Source organism: Pseudomonas sp. SDO5215_S409, assembly GCF_054071325.1.
The window spans coordinates 42,333-58,285 of record NZ_JBSVWN010000007.1; the positions used below are offsets into that span (position 1 = coordinate 42,333).

At 62.7% G+C, this 15,953-nt stretch carries 16 protein-coding genes; 8 read left to right on the forward strand and 8 right to left on the reverse strand.

Features of this window, described 5'->3' with window-relative positions; genetic code table 11:
- The first annotated feature begins 165 nt into the window (after positions 1-165).
- From ACW9H9_RS05790 to rlmF, 5 genes are all read left to right on the forward strand, one after another.
- A complete protein-coding gene (locus tag ACW9H9_RS05790) occupies positions 166-1,656 on the forward strand; it encodes a leucyl aminopeptidase (protein ID WP_457342273.1) in 1,491 nt (496 codons plus the stop codon).
- Between the two features lie 54 nt (positions 1,657-1,710).
- The gene (locus ACW9H9_RS05795) at positions 1,711-2,139 is read left to right on the forward strand and encodes a DNA polymerase III subunit chi (RefSeq protein ID WP_457342272.1); all 429 of its coding nucleotides are present in this window, start codon (positions 1,711-1,713) and stop codon (positions 2,137-2,139) included.
- 7 nt (positions 2,140-2,146) lie between these two features.
- Entirely contained in the window at positions 2,147-2,542 is a 396-nt protein-coding gene (locus ACW9H9_RS05800; protein WP_457342271.1) for a DNA polymerase III subunit chi, read from the forward strand.
- A 130-nt stretch (positions 2,543-2,672) separates the two neighbouring features.
- Positions 2,673-5,519 carry a valine--tRNA ligase gene (locus tag ACW9H9_RS05805; RefSeq protein WP_457342270.1) on the forward strand — a complete coding sequence of 949 codons (2,847 nt, stop codon included), beginning with the start codon at positions 2,673-2,675 and terminating at the stop codon, positions 5,517-5,519.
- Positions 5,520-5,646: 127 nt separating this feature from the next.
- Positions 5,647-6,669, forward strand: coding sequence for a 23S rRNA (adenine(1618)-N(6))-methyltransferase RlmF (gene rlmF / locus ACW9H9_RS05810; protein ID WP_457342269.1), 1,023 nt, complete (start codon positions 5,647-5,649; stop codon positions 6,667-6,669).
- 64 nt (positions 6,670-6,733) lie between these two features.
- Here rlmF and ACW9H9_RS05815 read toward each other — a convergent pair whose 3' ends face one another.
- Positions 6,734-7,015 (reverse strand): HU family DNA-binding protein, encoded by a 282-nt coding sequence (locus tag ACW9H9_RS05815; protein ID WP_003188840.1) that lies wholly within the window; start codon positions 7,013-7,015, stop codon positions 6,734-6,736.
- 397 nt (positions 7,016-7,412) lie between these two features.
- Between ACW9H9_RS05815 and yejK the strand changes: the two genes are divergently transcribed.
- Both yejK and ACW9H9_RS05825 read left to right on the forward strand, forming a co-directional pair.
- A complete protein-coding gene (gene yejK / locus ACW9H9_RS05820; protein WP_457342268.1) occupies positions 7,413-8,417 on the forward strand; it encodes a nucleoid-associated protein YejK in 1,005 nt (334 codons plus the stop codon).
- Positions 8,417-8,770, forward strand: coding sequence for a glutaredoxin family protein (locus ACW9H9_RS05825; RefSeq protein WP_457342267.1), 354 nt, complete (start codon positions 8,417-8,419; stop codon positions 8,768-8,770). Before yejK ends, ACW9H9_RS05825 begins: the two co-directional genes overlap by 1 nt.
- 147 nt (positions 8,771-8,917) lie before the next feature.
- Here ACW9H9_RS05825 and ACW9H9_RS05830 read toward each other — a convergent pair whose 3' ends face one another.
- The 7 genes from ACW9H9_RS05830 to ACW9H9_RS05860 all read right to left on the reverse strand — a co-directional run bounded on the left by ACW9H9_RS05830 (position 8,918) and on the right by ACW9H9_RS05860 (position 14,395).
- Positions 8,918-9,895, reverse strand: coding sequence for a FecR family protein (locus ACW9H9_RS05830; protein WP_457342266.1), 978 nt, complete (start codon positions 9,893-9,895; stop codon positions 8,918-8,920).
- A complete protein-coding gene (locus tag ACW9H9_RS05835; RefSeq protein ID WP_457342304.1) occupies positions 9,892-10,464 on the reverse strand; it encodes an RNA polymerase sigma factor in 573 nt (190 codons plus the stop codon). Before ACW9H9_RS05835 ends, ACW9H9_RS05830 begins: the two co-directional genes overlap by 4 nt.
- 12 nt (positions 10,465-10,476) lie before the next feature.
- Positions 10,477-10,803, reverse strand: coding sequence for a DUF3325 domain-containing protein (locus tag ACW9H9_RS05840; RefSeq protein ID WP_457342265.1), 327 nt, complete (start codon positions 10,801-10,803; stop codon positions 10,477-10,479).
- The gene (locus ACW9H9_RS05845; protein ID WP_457342264.1) at positions 10,804-12,378 is read right to left on the reverse strand and encodes a PepSY-associated TM helix domain-containing protein; all 1,575 of its coding nucleotides are present in this window, start codon (positions 12,376-12,378) and stop codon (positions 10,804-10,806) included. It lies immediately after the preceding gene.
- Positions 12,375-12,677: a DUF3649 domain-containing protein gene (locus tag ACW9H9_RS05850; RefSeq protein WP_457342263.1), complete on the reverse strand. Its 303-nt coding sequence runs from the start codon at positions 12,675-12,677 to the stop codon at positions 12,375-12,377. Before ACW9H9_RS05850 ends, ACW9H9_RS05845 begins: the two co-directional genes overlap by 4 nt.
- Before the next feature lie 149 nt (positions 12,678-12,826).
- Entirely contained in the window at positions 12,827-13,237 is a 411-nt protein-coding gene (locus tag ACW9H9_RS05855) for an HPF/RaiA family ribosome-associated protein (protein ID WP_457342262.1), read from the reverse strand.
- Between the two features lie 195 nt (positions 13,238-13,432).
- Positions 13,433-14,395, reverse strand: coding sequence for a LysR substrate-binding domain-containing protein (locus ACW9H9_RS05860; RefSeq protein WP_457342261.1), 963 nt, complete (start codon positions 14,393-14,395; stop codon positions 13,433-13,435).
- Between the two features lie 137 nt (positions 14,396-14,532).
- Between ACW9H9_RS05860 and ACW9H9_RS05865 the strand changes: the two genes are divergently transcribed.
- Entirely contained in the window at positions 14,533-15,909 is a 1,377-nt protein-coding gene (locus ACW9H9_RS05865; RefSeq protein WP_457342260.1) for an L-serine ammonia-lyase, read from the forward strand.
- Positions 15,910-15,953 lie beyond the last annotated feature (44 nt).

Here is a 15,953-nt window from a genome sequence, read left to right on the forward strand (position 1 = left end):
CACTGCGCTTGCTCACACGCGTGCACAAAGCGTGCGCCAAGGGTTGTCAGGCTCGGGCGGCGAGGTTCAAACTGCGGGCTTTGTCGCAGGCGGCCCACAGGCCGCCGAGCTTTAAGGCCGGGGTACAGACCTCGTGCTCACTGACCTTTAATAAGGGACCCGAAAATGGAATTGGTTGTAAAAAGCGTTAGCCCCGAAACGTTGAAAACCGCCACCCTCGTGGTCGCTGTCGGCGAAGGCCGCAAGCTGGGCGTTGCCGCCAAACAACTGGACGAACTGAGCGGCGGCGCCATCAGTGCCGTCCTCAAGCGCGGCGACCTGGCGGGCAAAGTCGGTCAGAGCCTGCTGCTGCACAGCCTGCCCAACCTCAAGGCCGAGCGCGTGCTGCTGGTGGGCGTGGGCAAAGACGCCGAGCTGGGCGACCGCCCGTTTCGCAAGATCATCAGCGCCCTCTTCAACACCCTCAAGGGCCTGGGCGGCAGCGAGGCAGCGCTGGCGCTGGACGACGTCGTGGTCAAAGGCCGCGACAGCTACGGCAAGACCCGCCTGCTGGCCGAAACCCTGGTAGACAGCGGCTACATTTTTGACCAGTTCAAGAGCCAGAAAGCCGAACCTCGGACCCTGAAGAAAATCACCCTGCTGACCATCAAGGCCGCCCAGGCTGAAGTCGAGCGTGCCGTGACCCACGCACAGGCCATCGCCCACGGCATGTCCTTTACCCGCGACCTGGGCAACCTGCCGCCGAACATCTGCCACCCTACGTACCTGGGCGAGCAAGCCAAAGCCCTGGGCAAAGCGTTCAAGGGCCTGAAAGTCGAAGTCCTGGACGAGAAAAAAATCAAAGAACTGGGCATGGGCTCGTTCTATGCCGTAGGCCAGGGCAGCGACCAGCCGCCCCGCCTGATCGTGATGCAGTACAACGGCGGCAAGAAAACCGAAAAACCCTACGCCCTCGTCGGCAAAGGCATCACCTTCGACACCGGCGGCATCAGCCTCAAGCCGGGCCTGGGCATGGACGAGATGAAATACGACATGGGCGGCGCCGCCAGTGTCTTCGGCACCCTGCGTGCGGTGCTGGAACTCCAGCTGCCGATCAACCTGGTGTGCATCCTGGCCTGCGCCGAAAACATGCCGAGCGGCGGCGCGACCCGTCCGGGCGACATCGTCACCACCCTGAGCGGCCAGACCGTGGAAATCCTCAACACCGACGCCGAAGGCCGCCTGGTGCTGTGCGACGCCCTGACCTACGCCGAACGCTTCAAGCCACAGGCGGTGATCGACATCGCCACCCTGACCGGCGCCTGCGTGGTCGCCCTGGGCGCCCACACCTCGGGCCTGCTGGGCAACAACGACGAGCTGATCGGGCAACTGCTCAGCGCTGGCCAGGCTGCCGACGACCGTGCCTGGCAACTGCCGCTGTTCGATGAGTACCAGGAACAGCTGGACAGCCCGTTCGCCGACATCGCCAACATCGGCGGCCCGAAAGCCGGCACCATCACCGCCGCGTGCTTCCTGTCGCGTTTTGCCAAGAACTTCAACTGGGCGCACCTGGACATCGCCGGCACCGCCTGGACCAGCGGCGGCAAAGACAAAGGCGCCACCGGCCGTCCGGTGCCTCTGCTGACCCAGTACCTGCTGGACCGCGCCAAGGCCTGACACTGAAGACTCCGGGGCGGCAGCGACCAGGCCGCCCCGGGCTCAGGAACCGCAATGACCCAAGTCGACTTTTATATATTGCCCAGCGCCGACCCTTCGGCACGCCTGGACTTTGCCTGCAAACTCACCGAAAAAGCCTGGCGCATGGGCCACCGCATCTACCTGCATTGCAGCGACAGCGCCCAACGCGACGACCTCGACGCCCGCCTGTGGCGGTTCAAGGGCGAAAGCTTCGTGCCCCACGGCCCTGCCGAGTCCGAGCCAGACGGCCTGGTGGTGCTGGGGCTGGGCGACACCTGCGGCAACCATACCGACCTGTTGGTCAACCTGGACCTGAAAGTCCCGGCCTTTGCGCAGGCATTCGCCCGCGTGGCGGAGGTGGTGGTGGAAGACCCGGCGATTCGTCAGGCCGCGCGGGAGAGTTTCCGCTTCTACCGCGAACAGGGCTATTCTTTGCAAGATCACCGGCTACAACGACTTTGAGCACACGATGGACACTTCAAACCCGCTAAAAGACCCTGATCATTTGCTGGACGACCTGGAGTCGATCCGCAAGCTGCTCGGTGATGATGACCTGCAACCGCCCCTGCTGACCGACCCGGTCAATGGCGAGGTGCAGATCCCGCTGCTGTTCGACATGGTCGGTGCCAAGCCGGTCGCCCCCCAGCCCGTCGAAACCCCGGCGGAACCTGCCCCGGTGGCCGCCCCCGCCACCGAAAAAGCGCCCGACGCCCTGCTGCTGCACCTGGACAACGAACTGCGCGCCGCCGCGCAACTGATCCTGCAAGACGTCATCAACGATTTCGCCCCCCACATCGAAACCGAGATCAAACGCCGCCTGGAGGCGAGGATGGAACGACTGATCGCCGCCGCGACCAGCAACTAGCCGCACGCTGCAAGAAAAGGCCGCCAGCGTTGCTGACGGCTTGCAGTTCGCCACGCCTAGCTTGCCCCCCTCCCTCCCCGCTATACTTGTCGGCTTTCCTGAATTAATGCCAATTAGGGTCCCGCCGCGCATGGATAAGACCTACCAGCCGCACGCCATCGAAACTTCCTGGTACCAGACCTGGGAGTCCGAGAATTATTTCGCTCCGCAAGGCGCAGGTGATTCCTACACCATCATGATCCCGCCGCCGAACGTCACCGGCAGCCTGCACATGGGTCACGGTTTCAACAACGCGATCATGGACGCCCTGATCCGTTTTCGCCGCATGCAGGGTCGCAACACCCTATGGCAGCCGGGCACCGACCACGCCGGTATCGCCACGCAGATGCTGGTGGAACGTCAGCTGGAAGCCACCGGCCAGAACCGCCACGACCTGGGCCGCGAGAAATTCCTGGAAAAAATCTGGGAATGGAAGGACCACTCCGGCGGCAACATCAGCCGTCAGATCCGTCGCCTGGGCTCGTCCGTCGACTGGACCCGCGAGCGCTTCACCATGGACGACGGCCTGTCGGAAGCCGTGAAAGAAGCGTTCGTGCGCCTGCATGAAGACGGCCTGATCTACCGCGGCAAGCGCCTGGTCAACTGGGACACCAAACTGCACACGGCGATTTCCGACCTCGAAGTGGAAAACCACGACGAGAACGGTTTCCTGTGGAACCTGAAGTACCCGCTGGCCGACGGCGCCAAGACCGCCGAGGGCAACGACTACCTGATCGTGGCCACCACGCGCCCCGAAACCATGCTCGGTGACGCCGCTGTCGCCGTGAACCCCGAAGACGAGCGCTACAAGGCCCTGATCGGCAAATTCGTCGAACTGCCCCTGGTGGGCCGCCGCATTCCGATCATCGCAGACGACTACTGCGACCCTGAATTCGGCACCGGCTGCGTGAAAATCACCCCGGCCCACGACTTCAACGACTACGAAGTGGGCAAGCGCCACGGCCTGGCGCTGCTGAACATCTTCGACAAAAACGCCGTGGTATTGCCGGCCTGCCAGGTGTTCAACCTGGACGGCACGCTGAACGACAGCATCGACGGCAAGATCCCGGCCGAGTTCGCGGGCCTGGACCGCTTTGAAGCACGCAAGCAGATCGTCGCCGCCTTCGACGCCGCCGGCCTTCTGGTGAGCGTCGACGACCACGGCCTGAAAGTGCCGAAGGGCGACCGTTCCGGCACCGTCATCGAGCCGTGGCTGACCGACCAGTGGTACGTGTCCACCCAGCCACTGGCCGAGCCGGCCATTGCCGCCGTGGAAGACGGGCGCATCGCGTTCGTGCCCAAGCAGTACGAAAACATGTACTTCTCCTGGATGCGCGACATCCAGGACTGGTGCATCAGCCGCCAGCTGTGGTGGGGCCACCGCATTCCGGCCTGGTACGACGAAGCGGGCAAGGTCTACGTCGGCCGCGACGAAGCCGAGGTGCGCGCCAAGCACAACCTGCCGGCCGACCTGGCGCTGCACCAGGACAACGACGTGCTCGACACCTGGTTCAGTGCGGGCCTGTGGACCTTCTCCACCCTGGGCTGGCCGGAAAAGACCGAGTTCCTCAAGACCTTCCACCCCACCGACGTGCTGGTCACCGGCTTCGACATCATTTTCTTCTGGGTCGCCCGGATGATCATGCTCACCATGCACTTGGTGAAAAACGACGACGGCACCCCGCAAGTCCCGTTCAAGACCGTGTACGTGCACGGCCTGGTGCGTGACAGCCAGGGCCAGAAGATGTCCAAGTCCAAAGGCAACGTCCTGGACCCGCTGGACATCATCGACGGCATCGACCTGGAAACCCTGGTGCAAAAACGCACCTCGGGCATGATGCAGCCGAAAATGGCGAAGAAGATCGAAAAGCAGACCCGCGACGAGTTCGCCGACGGCATCGCCAGCTACGGCACCGACGCCCTGCGCTTCACCTTCTGCTCGCTGGCGTCCACCGGCCGCGACATCAAGTTCGACATGGGCCGCGTCGAAGGCTATCGCAACTTCTGCAACAAGATCTGGAACGCCGCCCGCTACGTGCTGGACAAGGGCGAGGACTGCGGCCAGAACGGCGAAGCGGTCGAGCTGTCCCTGGCGGACCGCTGGATCATCTCGCAGTTGCAGCGCACCGAAGCCGAAGTGACCCGTCAACTCGACCAGTTCCGCTTCGACCTCGCCGCGCAGGCCCTGTACGAGTTCATCTGGAACCAGTACTGCGACTGGTACTTGGAACTGTCCAAACCTGTGCTGTGGGACGAAAACGCGCCGATCGAACGTCAGCGCGGCACCCGTCGCACCCTGGTGCGCGTGCTGGAATCGGCGCTGCGCCTGGCGCATCCGTTCATGCCGTTCATCACTGAAGAAATCTGGCAGCGCCTGGCGCCGCTGGCCGGTATCCAGGGCAAGACCATCATGTTGCAACCGTGGCCGGTGGCCAACGAAGCACGCATCGATGCGGCCGCCGAAGACGATATCGAGTGGCTCAAGACCCTGATGCTCGGCACGCGCAACATCCGCGCCGAGATGAACATCGGCCCGGGCAAGCCGTTGGCGATTTTCGTGAAGAACGCCAACGCTGAAGACCAGCGTCGCCTGACTGAAAACCAGGCACTGCTGAAAAAGCTGGCCAAGCTGGAGTCGATCACCGTCCTGGCAGCCGGTGCCGAAGCGCCGCTGTCCGCCACCGCACTGGTCGGCGAGATGGAAGTGCTGGTGCCGATGGCGGGCCTGATCGACAAGGACGCTGAACTGGCTCGCCTGGACAAAGAACTGCTGCGCCTGCAAGGCGAAGTGCAGCGCGTGGGCGGCAAGCTGTCCAACGCCGCTTTCATCGACAAGGCCCCGGCTGAAGTCATCGAAAAAGAACGCGCCAAACTGGCCGAGGCCGAACAGGCCCTGGGCAAGCTAGCGGAGCAACATGCACGGATCTCCAGCCTGTAAGGCCAGCCCCGCGTAATAAAGAGACCTTCGGGTCTCTTTTTTTTGCCCGCACATTTGGCCAAGCACACCGCGCGAATGTGGGACAATGCCCGCCACTTTTGCAGCAACCCCAGAATTGACCATTGCCATGACCGCCCCAACCTCGCCAAAACCGCCGCGCAAGAAGCCCAAACCCGCAACGCCGGCCACCCCTGCGGCCCCCCGGGAAAAAGCCAGCTTGCACCCGCGCAACCGCCATCAGGGCCGCTATGACTTCCCAGCGCTGATCAAGACCACGCCGGAACTGGCCAAATTCGTGATCATCAACCCGTACGGCAAGGAAAGCATCGACTTCGCCAGCCCCGACGCGGTGCGGGTGTTCAACCGGGCCTTGCTCAAAGCGTTTTACGGCATCCAGCACTGGGACATCCCCGCCGACTACCTGTGCCCGCCCGTGCCCGGCCGGGCAGACTACGTGCACTTTCTGGCCGACCTGCTGGCCAGCGTCAACGACGGCCAGATCCCGCGGGGCGCGCCGGTCAAGGTGCTGGACATCGGCATGGGCGCCAACTGCGTCTACCCGCTGATCGGCTACAGCGACTACCGCTGGCACTTCGTCGGTTCGGAAATCGACACCACGGCCCTGGCCGCCGCCAAGGCCATCGTGCAGTCCAACGGCTTGAGCAAGTTCATCCAACTGCGCCAGCAACCCAACCCCAAACAGATCCTGCTGGGCCTGCTGGAAACCGGCGAGCGCTTTGACCTGACGATGTGCAACCCGCCCTTCCACGCCTCCCTGGACGAGGCCACGCGCGGCAGCGAGCGCAAATGGCGCGCCCTGGGCAAGGCCGACCCGAAACGCAAGTTGCCGGTGCTGAACTTTGGCGGCCAGGCGGCGGAGTTGTGGTGCGAAGGGGGCGAGGCGCGGTTTGTCACGCAACTGATCGCCGAGAGCGCCCAGATCGGCCACCGGGTGCTGTGGTTCAGCACGCTGGTGTCCAAAGCCTCCAACCTGCCCGCCATCGAAACCGCGCTTAAAAAGGCCGGGGTGCTGCAAAGCCAGGTGGTGGAGATGTCCCAGGGGCAGAAACAGAGCCGTTTTGTGGCCTGGACCTTTCAGACCCAAAACGAACAACAGGTGTGGCGCCAAGGCTGGGCGCGCAAGGCCTGATAAATCCCGGGCAACAAAAAACCGTGCCCGGATCGCTCCGGTGCACGGTTTTTTTTACTGCGTCTTACTTGTTAACAGCGTCGGTCAGGCCTTTGGCCACAACCAGCTTGATAACTTTCTTGGCAGCGATTTCGATGGCGGCGCCAGTCGAAGGGTTACGGCCAGTACGGGCAGGACGCTCGGTCACTTTCAGTTTGCCAACGCCTGGCAGAGTGATTTCGCCGCCGTTTTCCAGCTGATCAGCAACAACCTGGCTCAGTTGGTCCAGCAGTGCGCGCACGGTGGTTTTCGGTGCGTCTACCGCTTCAGCCAGGTCAGCGATCAGTTGGTCTTTAGTAATAGCCATTGTGGTGTTCCTTCCCTATCAAATTCATATGGATTGCAGAGTGCAGTGTCAGCCGTCGAGCCCGACCGTCAAGGCCTGGCATCCCCGGGCATAACCGCGAGAGATCGGGGTTATAGATGCCTGAAACGGGGTTTGGTTCGACCTGACAGATGCTGAATGCACGCTTAACGCCAATACATCGCGTAAGACCGGGCAAAGCTAGCACAGAGACGGGGAAATATCCGCCTCTACATGCCCATTTGGTCAGCTTTATCGCTCTAAACCGTGAAAAAAAGACATATAGCCCGTCAGATACCCGCCCAACCGCCCTTCAAACAGCGCCGGGGCCCGTGGTTACGGTACACTGACGACTTTTTGCGCAAGGCCCCCGCCTCGCACTCAACCAGCCGAGAAGCCCATGCCGATCCGTCACTGCATCGTCCACCTGATCGACAAAAAACCCGACGGCACCCCCGCAGTTCTGCACGCCCGCGACTCGGAACTTGCCGAGTCGGCCGCGATCGAGAACATGCTCGCCGACCTCAACGAGAGCTATAACGCCAAGCAAGGCAAGGCCTGGGGGTTTTTCCATGCCGAGTCTGGTGCGCACCCGTTCAGCGGCTGGTTGAAGGAGTATTTTGACGAGGGCATGGACTTCACCGCGTTTAGCCGGGTGGCGGTGGAACACCTGCAAAAGCTGATGGAGGAGTCCAACCTCTCCACCGGCGGCCACGTGCTATTTGCCCACTACCAACAAGGCATGACCGACTACCTGGCCATCGCCCTGCTGCACCACAGCGAAGGCGTGGCAGTGACCGACGAACTGGACGTGACCCCCTCGCGCCACCTGGACCTGGGCCAGTTGCACCTGGCGGCACGGATCAACGTGTCCGAATGGCGCAACAACAAGCAGTCCAAGCAATACATCTCGTTTATCAAAGGCAAGAACGGCAAAAAGGTTTCGGAGTATTTCCGCGACTTTATCGGCTGCCAGGAAGGCGTCGACGGCCCGGGCGAAACCCGTACCCTGCTCAAGGCGTTCAGCGACTTTGTGGAAAGCGAAGACCTGCCGGACGAGTCGGCCCGCGAAAAAACCAAGACCCTGGTGGACTACGCCAGCAGCCAGGCCAAGCTCGGCGAGCCGATGGGCCTGGAGGAGTTGTCGGGGCTGATCGATGAAGACCGGCCAAAGGCCTTCTACGATCACATCCGCAACAAGGATTACGGCCTGTCGCCGGAAATTCCGGCAGACAAACGCACCCTCAACCAGTTCCGCCGCTTCACCGGGCGCGCCGAAGGCTTGTCCATCAGCTTTGAAGCGCACCTGCTGGGCGACAAGATCGAGTACGACGAAGCCGCTGGCACCCTGATCATCAAGGGCCTGCCGACTCAACTGACCGACCAGCTCAAGCGCCGCAACTGATGCTCGGCGGGGTACTGAAAAAAGTCGCACTGGTGTTGCTGGTGGTGGTGGTCGCCCAGCACTGGGGCAAGATCGAGCGCGTATTCAACCCCTCGCAAGTGGCGCCCGAACAGGTGCGGACCAACGCCCGTGTCGTGCTGTATGCCACCGAGTGGTGCGGGTACTGTAAACAGATCCGCCGGTTCCTGGACCAGAAAGGCATTCCCTACCAGGCCATGGATATCGAAAAAGACGCCACCGCCCGCAAGGCTTACCAGGCCCTGGGCGGCGGCGGAATTCCGTTCGTGGACGTGAACGGCACGTTGATTCGCGACTTCGACCCCAACGCGATCACCCGCGCCCTCTCCCGCTAGCGCGGCGTCATTGCAGATGGTTGCACCCGTATGGGCGAACACAAGCACTCGAGGGTGAACCAGTGCACCGCTGTTCTCGGCCACCCACTCGGGATCGGGGCGGCCTCATTGCAGTCAAACGAACCACCGTATTCCAAAGCCTGCGGTTCAGCGCAGCACAATCATCCGCCCCACCAAACGGTGTTGTTCAAACCCCAGCACCGCTTGCAAGGCCTGCAACACGGCTTGCGGGTCTTTGCTTGGGAAGCTGCCGCTGACCCGGCGGGCGCCCATTTCATCGTTGAGCAGCACGATGCGCCCGGGGTAATAACGACGCAGGTCTTGCACCACCTCTGCCAGCGGCGCCTTGTAGTAATTGAGCCAGCCGTCGCGCCAGGCCAGGCGCGATTCGCTGTCGACGGTGTGCAGGTCATCGGCGATCCCGTCTGCGTAGGCCACTTGCTGGCCCGCCGTAAGGATTTGCTGTCGGCCGGTTTTCGACGGCGTGACACCGACCCGCCCGGACAGCACCGTCACTTGGGCCCCCGCCGGTTGCAGGCGCACTTCAAATTGCGTCCCTAACACCCGGGCCTCGCCGCTGCCGGCCTGTACCACGAACGCATCCCCGGTGTGGGTCACGCTGAAAAAACCGGCGCCACGGCGCAGTTGGACGTGCCGTTCGCCGCGGCTGAAATCCACGGCAATCGCACTGTCGGCGTCCAGCGTCACCTGGCTTTGATCGGCCAGGGTGACGGTCTTTACCTCGCCGGGCGCACTCACATAATCGGCGCCCAGGTCATCGACCCACCGCGAGGGTTGCCAACCTGCGCCCATGGCCAGCATCACCAGCAGGCACGCGGCCATGGCCAGCCCGCCCGACCAGCGGCGCGCGCGGGAACGTCGCGAGGTGTCCATGGCGTTGAGATAACCCTGTAATGCCAGCGCGTCTTCCTGCGCCAATGTGCCCGCAGGCACTTCGCTCATTTCCCACACCACCTGCGCCCGGGCATAGGCCTCGACGTGGGCGGGATCGGCCCGCAGCCAGAGGCTGAACCGCGCCTGGTCGCCACGGCTGGGTTGATCGTGCAACAGGCTCAGCCAAGTCAATGCGGCTTGCTCCTGGGCGGGGGTCGGAATGGCGATCACGGTGCTTTCCCTGGCGTGCGTAAAGAGGGCGGCTCGCGAAGGCTGGCCTTGCAGGCTTCGAGGGCCCGCATCATATGTTTTTCTACGGCACTTTGGGACACGCCCATGGCCTTGGCGATGTCGGCGTAGGTGCGGCCATGAATGCGGTTAAGCAGGAAAATATGCCGGGTACGCTCGGGCAGGCTGCGCAACGCAGCCTCGACGTGGCGCAAGTCATTACCCGCTTCCAGCGCGGCCTGGGGCTCGCAGTGCTGGCCGGGTTGCTGGTCCGGCAACCACCCTTCGCTGCTGCGCACCCGCGCGCCTTCGCTGCGCAGGTGATCGATCGCGATGTTGCCGGCGCAGCGCAACAGGTAGGTGCTCAGTTCTTCCACTTGCACCAGCGGCCGGCGCCAGAAGCGCAGGAACAGGTCCTGCACCAGGTCTGCCGCCGTCGCCCGGCACCCCACGCGACGGCTCACCAACGCCTCCATCTGCGAGCGTTGGGACAAAAACACCTGAAGAAAATGCGCCCGGTCGTGGGCGGTTTCTGCGGGCTGTTCGTCAGCGTCGGGAGGCGTGGTGATCATCATGCGATGGGCTCAAAGGGTCGCGAACGCCGCAACCGGGCTGGTCAGCAGGCCAAGGCCCGCCAGGATCAAGGCCAGCCTTGGCCGATACGGCAACAGCAACACCAACAGCAGCGCGCTGAGCATCAGGACTGCGCACCACTGCACCAACCCCTGGCTCCAACCGGCGACCTGCACCGCAGGCCACACCGATAGCGTCAGCAGCACCCAGCCCCCCGCCCGCAGGCCCAGCCGCCGGTGAGGCGAGGGTTTGCCGCGCAGCAGTTCGCCATGGTGGCGGTCCATGGACAAGCACAGCGCGGTGAACCCCGCGTAACACAGCAACAGCGCCAACAACATTCAGTGCACCCCGCCGCTTAATGCGTGTGTGCGAGCGCGCTGGACCTGTGGACGGGCGAGGCTGCGACGCTGCATTTTCCACGCGGCCCACGCGAGAAAAGCCCCGCTGCCCAGGCACGTCAGGTCAAAACCCGCCATGGCCCAGTCGCCACTCGCCAAGGACACCCACAAAGGGTGCGAGGTGGTCAGCGCGTTAAGCAGCGGCACACCGCCCAGCAACAAGGCCCCCAGGCTCAACTGCTCCACCCAGCCACGGCGACCACGACGTACCATCGCGTGTAAACCGCTCAGGCCCCAGGCGATAAAGAAGGCGTTCACTTCCCAGTCAGGGCGCTCGGCAACCCCGAGCGGCAACAAGCGGTTGGCCCAGAAAAACACCGCAATGGCGATCACCAGCCCCGCCATGCTGGTGACGTTCAGCACCTCCACCAGGCGCAACTCAAAGGGCATCACCAAGGTTTTGGCGTGTTTGAGTTGACGCTTGCCCAGCCAGATCACCAGGCCCGTGCCGATCATCGCCGTTCCGGCCAGCCCGCAGATGAAATACAACCAGCGCAGCACCGGGCTGGCGAAATGGCCCATGTGCAAACCGTAAAAGCTGCCACTGATGACCGCTGGCACGGACAGCTCGCTACTGACACGCAACCGCTCGCCCGTGCTGCCATTGAAGGAAACCACGCTGGAGAAATCGTGCACCACCCGGTCGGAGCCTGAGCGGTACACATTGACCGACGCGTTCACATCGCCCGGATTATTGACCACCAGCCGCCCGACCTGCCCCCCCGCCCACTGCTCACGGGCCTTTGCATACAGGGGCTGCAACGCCAGCAAGGGCGCAGGCTGCCCTAGTGCCGGGGCGTTGTTGGTGGCCGGGAATACCTCGTTGAAAAACGCCTGGGTGTCGTTGCCATAAGAGGCGAGGATGCTCGCTGGCATGACCATGCTCATGAAAATCACCAGGCTGCTGTAAGTGATCATCAAGTGAAACGGCAACACCAGCACGCCGACCGCGTTATGCCCGTCGAGCCAGGAGCGCTGGCCCTTGCGCGGTCGGAAGGTGAAAAAGTCCTTGAAGATTTTCTTGTGGGTGATGATCCCGGTGATCAAGGCCACAAACATCACCATGGCCGCAATGGTCGACAGCCAGCGGCCCCAGGGATAAGGCATTTGCAACTGGAAGTGGAAACGGTAGAAAAACTCGCCGCCCATACTTTGCCGGGCCTGCACGGGCTGGCCGGTCGTGGCGTCGAGCACCTGGCGGCTGAAGGAGCCACGCTGGCCTGGCGCGGGTTTTTCTTGCCAGCTCACCTGCAAACCCGGCTCGCGGCTGTTTGGCAGGTTGATGAACCAACGCACGGCGTCGGGCGCCTGGGCCTGCAACCAGGCCTGGGCCACGCCCAGGCTGCGGGTGTCATCCAGGGGATAAGCCTGCACTTCGGGCTGCATCCAGTGGGTGATTTCGTCCTTGAAATACGACAAGGTGCCGGTCAGAAAAATCGCAAACAACAGCCAGCCAAAGGTCAGCCCCGCCCATGTGTGCAACCAGGCCATCGCCTGGCGAAAACCTTCCTTCATGGACGCGTCATCCAATAGCCCGCACCCGCCAACGCGGCCAGCAGCGCGCTGGGCAGCAACACGCCCCACCAGGCGCGCCAGGCACTGCGGCAGGCGAAACACCAGATCACCGCCAGCAGGTAGAACACAAATGAACTCAACATCCCGCTGATCACAGCGTCGGCACGGCTGACGGGCAGCCAGAAAGCCATGCACACACTGGCCAGCGACGCCAACAGATAACCACCAGCCACCGCCGCCAGCACGCGCGAGGCGACGGCAAGACGGTAGGAAACCGCAAGTGAGGTCTGGTGTTTCATGCACGCGCCGCCAAGATTATAGGCGCGCAATATTAATGATAAATATTCTCATAAGCAAAAGCAGCGGATGAAACGCCCTGCGCTGGCGGCGCCGCAAATGAAAACGGGCCTGCATTGGCAGGCCCGTTTCGATGGGGTTCAAAAAACGGTCAGCTGTTGAGGGCAGCCTGTTCGTTCTCCAAAAACTCCTCTTCCAACCCGTTATCGTCCACCTTGCGGTCCGGTGTAGCGCGGCCTGCAGCGCGAGGCTTGCCTTGCAGTTTGCCGAACAGATGCTCCAGGGCATGTTCGAGCTTGGTGGCCGCGCCGTCGATCGCCAGTTCCAGGCTATCGGCCTTGTGGCTCACCGACACGGGTTGATGGCCTTTTGGCCGGGCTTCCAGGCGGCAGCTCAAATCATGAGGGCCGGGCTTGTCACCGTTCTCGTCGCGCAGGTAAACCTCGACGCGGGTCAGGTGTTCGTCGTAACGGTCGAGCGTGCTCTCAATGGTGGTGCGTACCCACTCCTCCAGTCGGATGCTGCTTTCAATATGGTTATCGCTATTGACTTGGATTTGCATAGTTCATCCCTTATTTCAGCTAGCTCGCGGGAGGTCACACCTGCTTTACCGGGCGGTAAAACCATGACCTCTTGATGACAAGATTGAGCAGACGCAGAAACATTTCAACCCCTAAAAAAAGAAAATTCCCACATCGCAAATTAACCCTGACTACAACCAAAAACGCTGTTAGGGTGGGGAGTTGGTTACATCTTCTTATGCCTGATTTTCTTGCAATTGGCCCCCTCCCACCGGGTGCAGCCCGCGAAAAATCCCCGCCTCTTCCACCAGCCAGTCATGCACCGCCCGCACGCCCGGATGGCTCAGCGCACCCGGCGCGTACATCAATACGTAGCGTTTGTGATTGGGCACCGCCAGGCCAAACGGCACGATCAGCGTGCCGCGCTCCAGCTCGTCGTTGAGCAAGGTGCGTCGGGCGATCGCCACGCCCATGCCGGCAATCGCCGCCTCGATGGTCAGGTGATTACGATTGAACGTGTGCCCGCGTCGTACGTCGGCGTTCTCGTAGCCGATAGCGTTCAGGTAAAACTCCCACTCGGCGTATTCATAACTCCCACGCCAGGCGGTGATGTCGTGCAGCAACGGGAAATGCACCAGGTCAGCCGGACCATGCAGCGGCGGTCGCCCGCGCAACAGGCCGGGGGCACATACCGGGAATATCTGTTCGTCGAGCAACGCGGTGGACAACAAGCCCGGGTAACTGCCGTCGTTCAGGTCGATGGCCAGGTCAAAATCGCCCTCGTGCAGCGCCACGCTGCTGTCCTCGGCCACCAGGCGCAACTGGATCTGCGCAAACCGCTGCTGCAAACGCGGCAGGCGCGGGGTGAGCCACTTGCTCAGAAATGAGGGAATGGAGCGCAGGCGCAAGGTGCCGCTGATCATGCCTGCATCGAGGCGCTGCAATTCGGCGTCAATGCTGCCATAGGCCTCGGTGACGGTGACCGCGAGCCGCTGCCCCTGCGCGCTCAGTTCCACACCGCGGGCCAGTCGATGAAACAGGCGATAGCCCAGGCGCTCCTCCAGTTGCCGGATTTGCTGACTCACCGCGCCCGGCGTGATGTGCAGTTCCTCGGCGCACCGGGTAAACGACAAATGCCGCGCAGCACAGGCAAAGACGTGCAGCCAAACGTGCATCTGGCCATGAAGGGGACGGGCCATAGGGTTTAGTCCTGCTAAAGGGTGTCTTAGGATAATTCGTTGGTCAGCCCCGTGCCAGAGGCTCAGTATCACGCCGATTGCGCTTGTCCTACAAAAAATGGCAGCGATTCCTACACCATTGCTTGTAAGGCTTTAGTATGGCTATCAGTGTTTTCGATCTTTTCAAAGTGGGTATCGGCCCGTCCAGCTCCCACACCGTCGGCCCGATGCGGGCAGCGGCCACCTTCGCTCAACGGCTGCACGAGCTGCATCTGCTGGGTGAAACCCGCCGCGTGCAGGTGCGCCTGTACGGCTCGCTGTCCGCCACCGGCGTGGGCCATGCCACCGATCGTGCGTGCGTCATGGGCTTGATGGGCGAATGGCCCGACCGCATCGACCCCACCTGCATCGGCCCGCGAATCCAACAGGTGCGCGAATCGGGCCGACTGCTGCTCGCCGGCACCACAGACATCTCCTTCCACTGGCAGCACGATCTCCTGCTGCTGGACGAGAGCCTGCCCTACCATCCCAACGCCATGTCCCTGCACGCTTACGGTGAAAACGGCCTGCTGAGCGAGCAAACGTACTACTCGGTGGGCGGCGGTTTCATCCTCGACGCCGACCAAGCGGCGGTCGGTACCTCGGCAACCCACGACGTGCAATTGCCGTATGACTTCGGCAGCGCCGCCGAACTGCTGGCCCTGTGCAACACCCATGGCCTGCGAGTTGGCGAATTGATGATGGCCAACGAACGGGCGTGGCGCAGCGATGCCGAGATTCGCAGCGGCCTATTGCACATATGGTCGGTGATGCGCGACTGCGTGGACCAAGGGCTGCGCCATGAGGGCACCTTGCCGGGTGGCCTGGATGTGCCGCGCCGGGCGGCGAAACTGCACCGTAACCTGTTGGAAATCGGCAAGCCCAACGTCATCACATCGACCTTGTCGGCGATGGAATGGGTGAACCTGTTCGCCCTCGCCGTCAACGAAGAAAACGCCGCCGGTGGGCGCATGGTCACTGCGCCCACCAACGGCGCGGCGGGCATCATCCCGGCGGTGCTGCACTACTACCTGAAATTCAACGCCGAAGCGTGCGACGACGACGTGGTCAATTTCTTCCTGGGGGCCGCCGCGGTCGGCATCCTGTGTAAGAAAAACGCCTCTATCTCCGGCGCCGAAGTCGGCTGCCAGGGCGAAGTCGGTTCGGCCTGCGCCATGGCAGCCGCCGGCCTGGCCGAGGTGCTGGGCGCCACGCCGGAACAACTGGAAAACGCCGCTGAAATCGGCCTGGAACACAACCTGGGCCTCACCTGCGACCCGGTGGGCGGGCTGGTGCAGGTGCCCTGCATCGAGCGCAATGCCATTGCCGCCGTGAAGGCGATCAACGCCACACAAATGGCCCTGCGCGGCGACGGCAAACACTTCATTTCCCTGGACCGGGTGATCCGCACCATGCGCGACACCGGCGCCGACATGCATGACAAATACAAAGAAACTTCACGGGGCGGCCTGGCCGTGAGCTGGGTGGAATGCTGAGGAGCATCGCCTGACCGTCCCCACGTGAGCCCGCGCAAAAATAA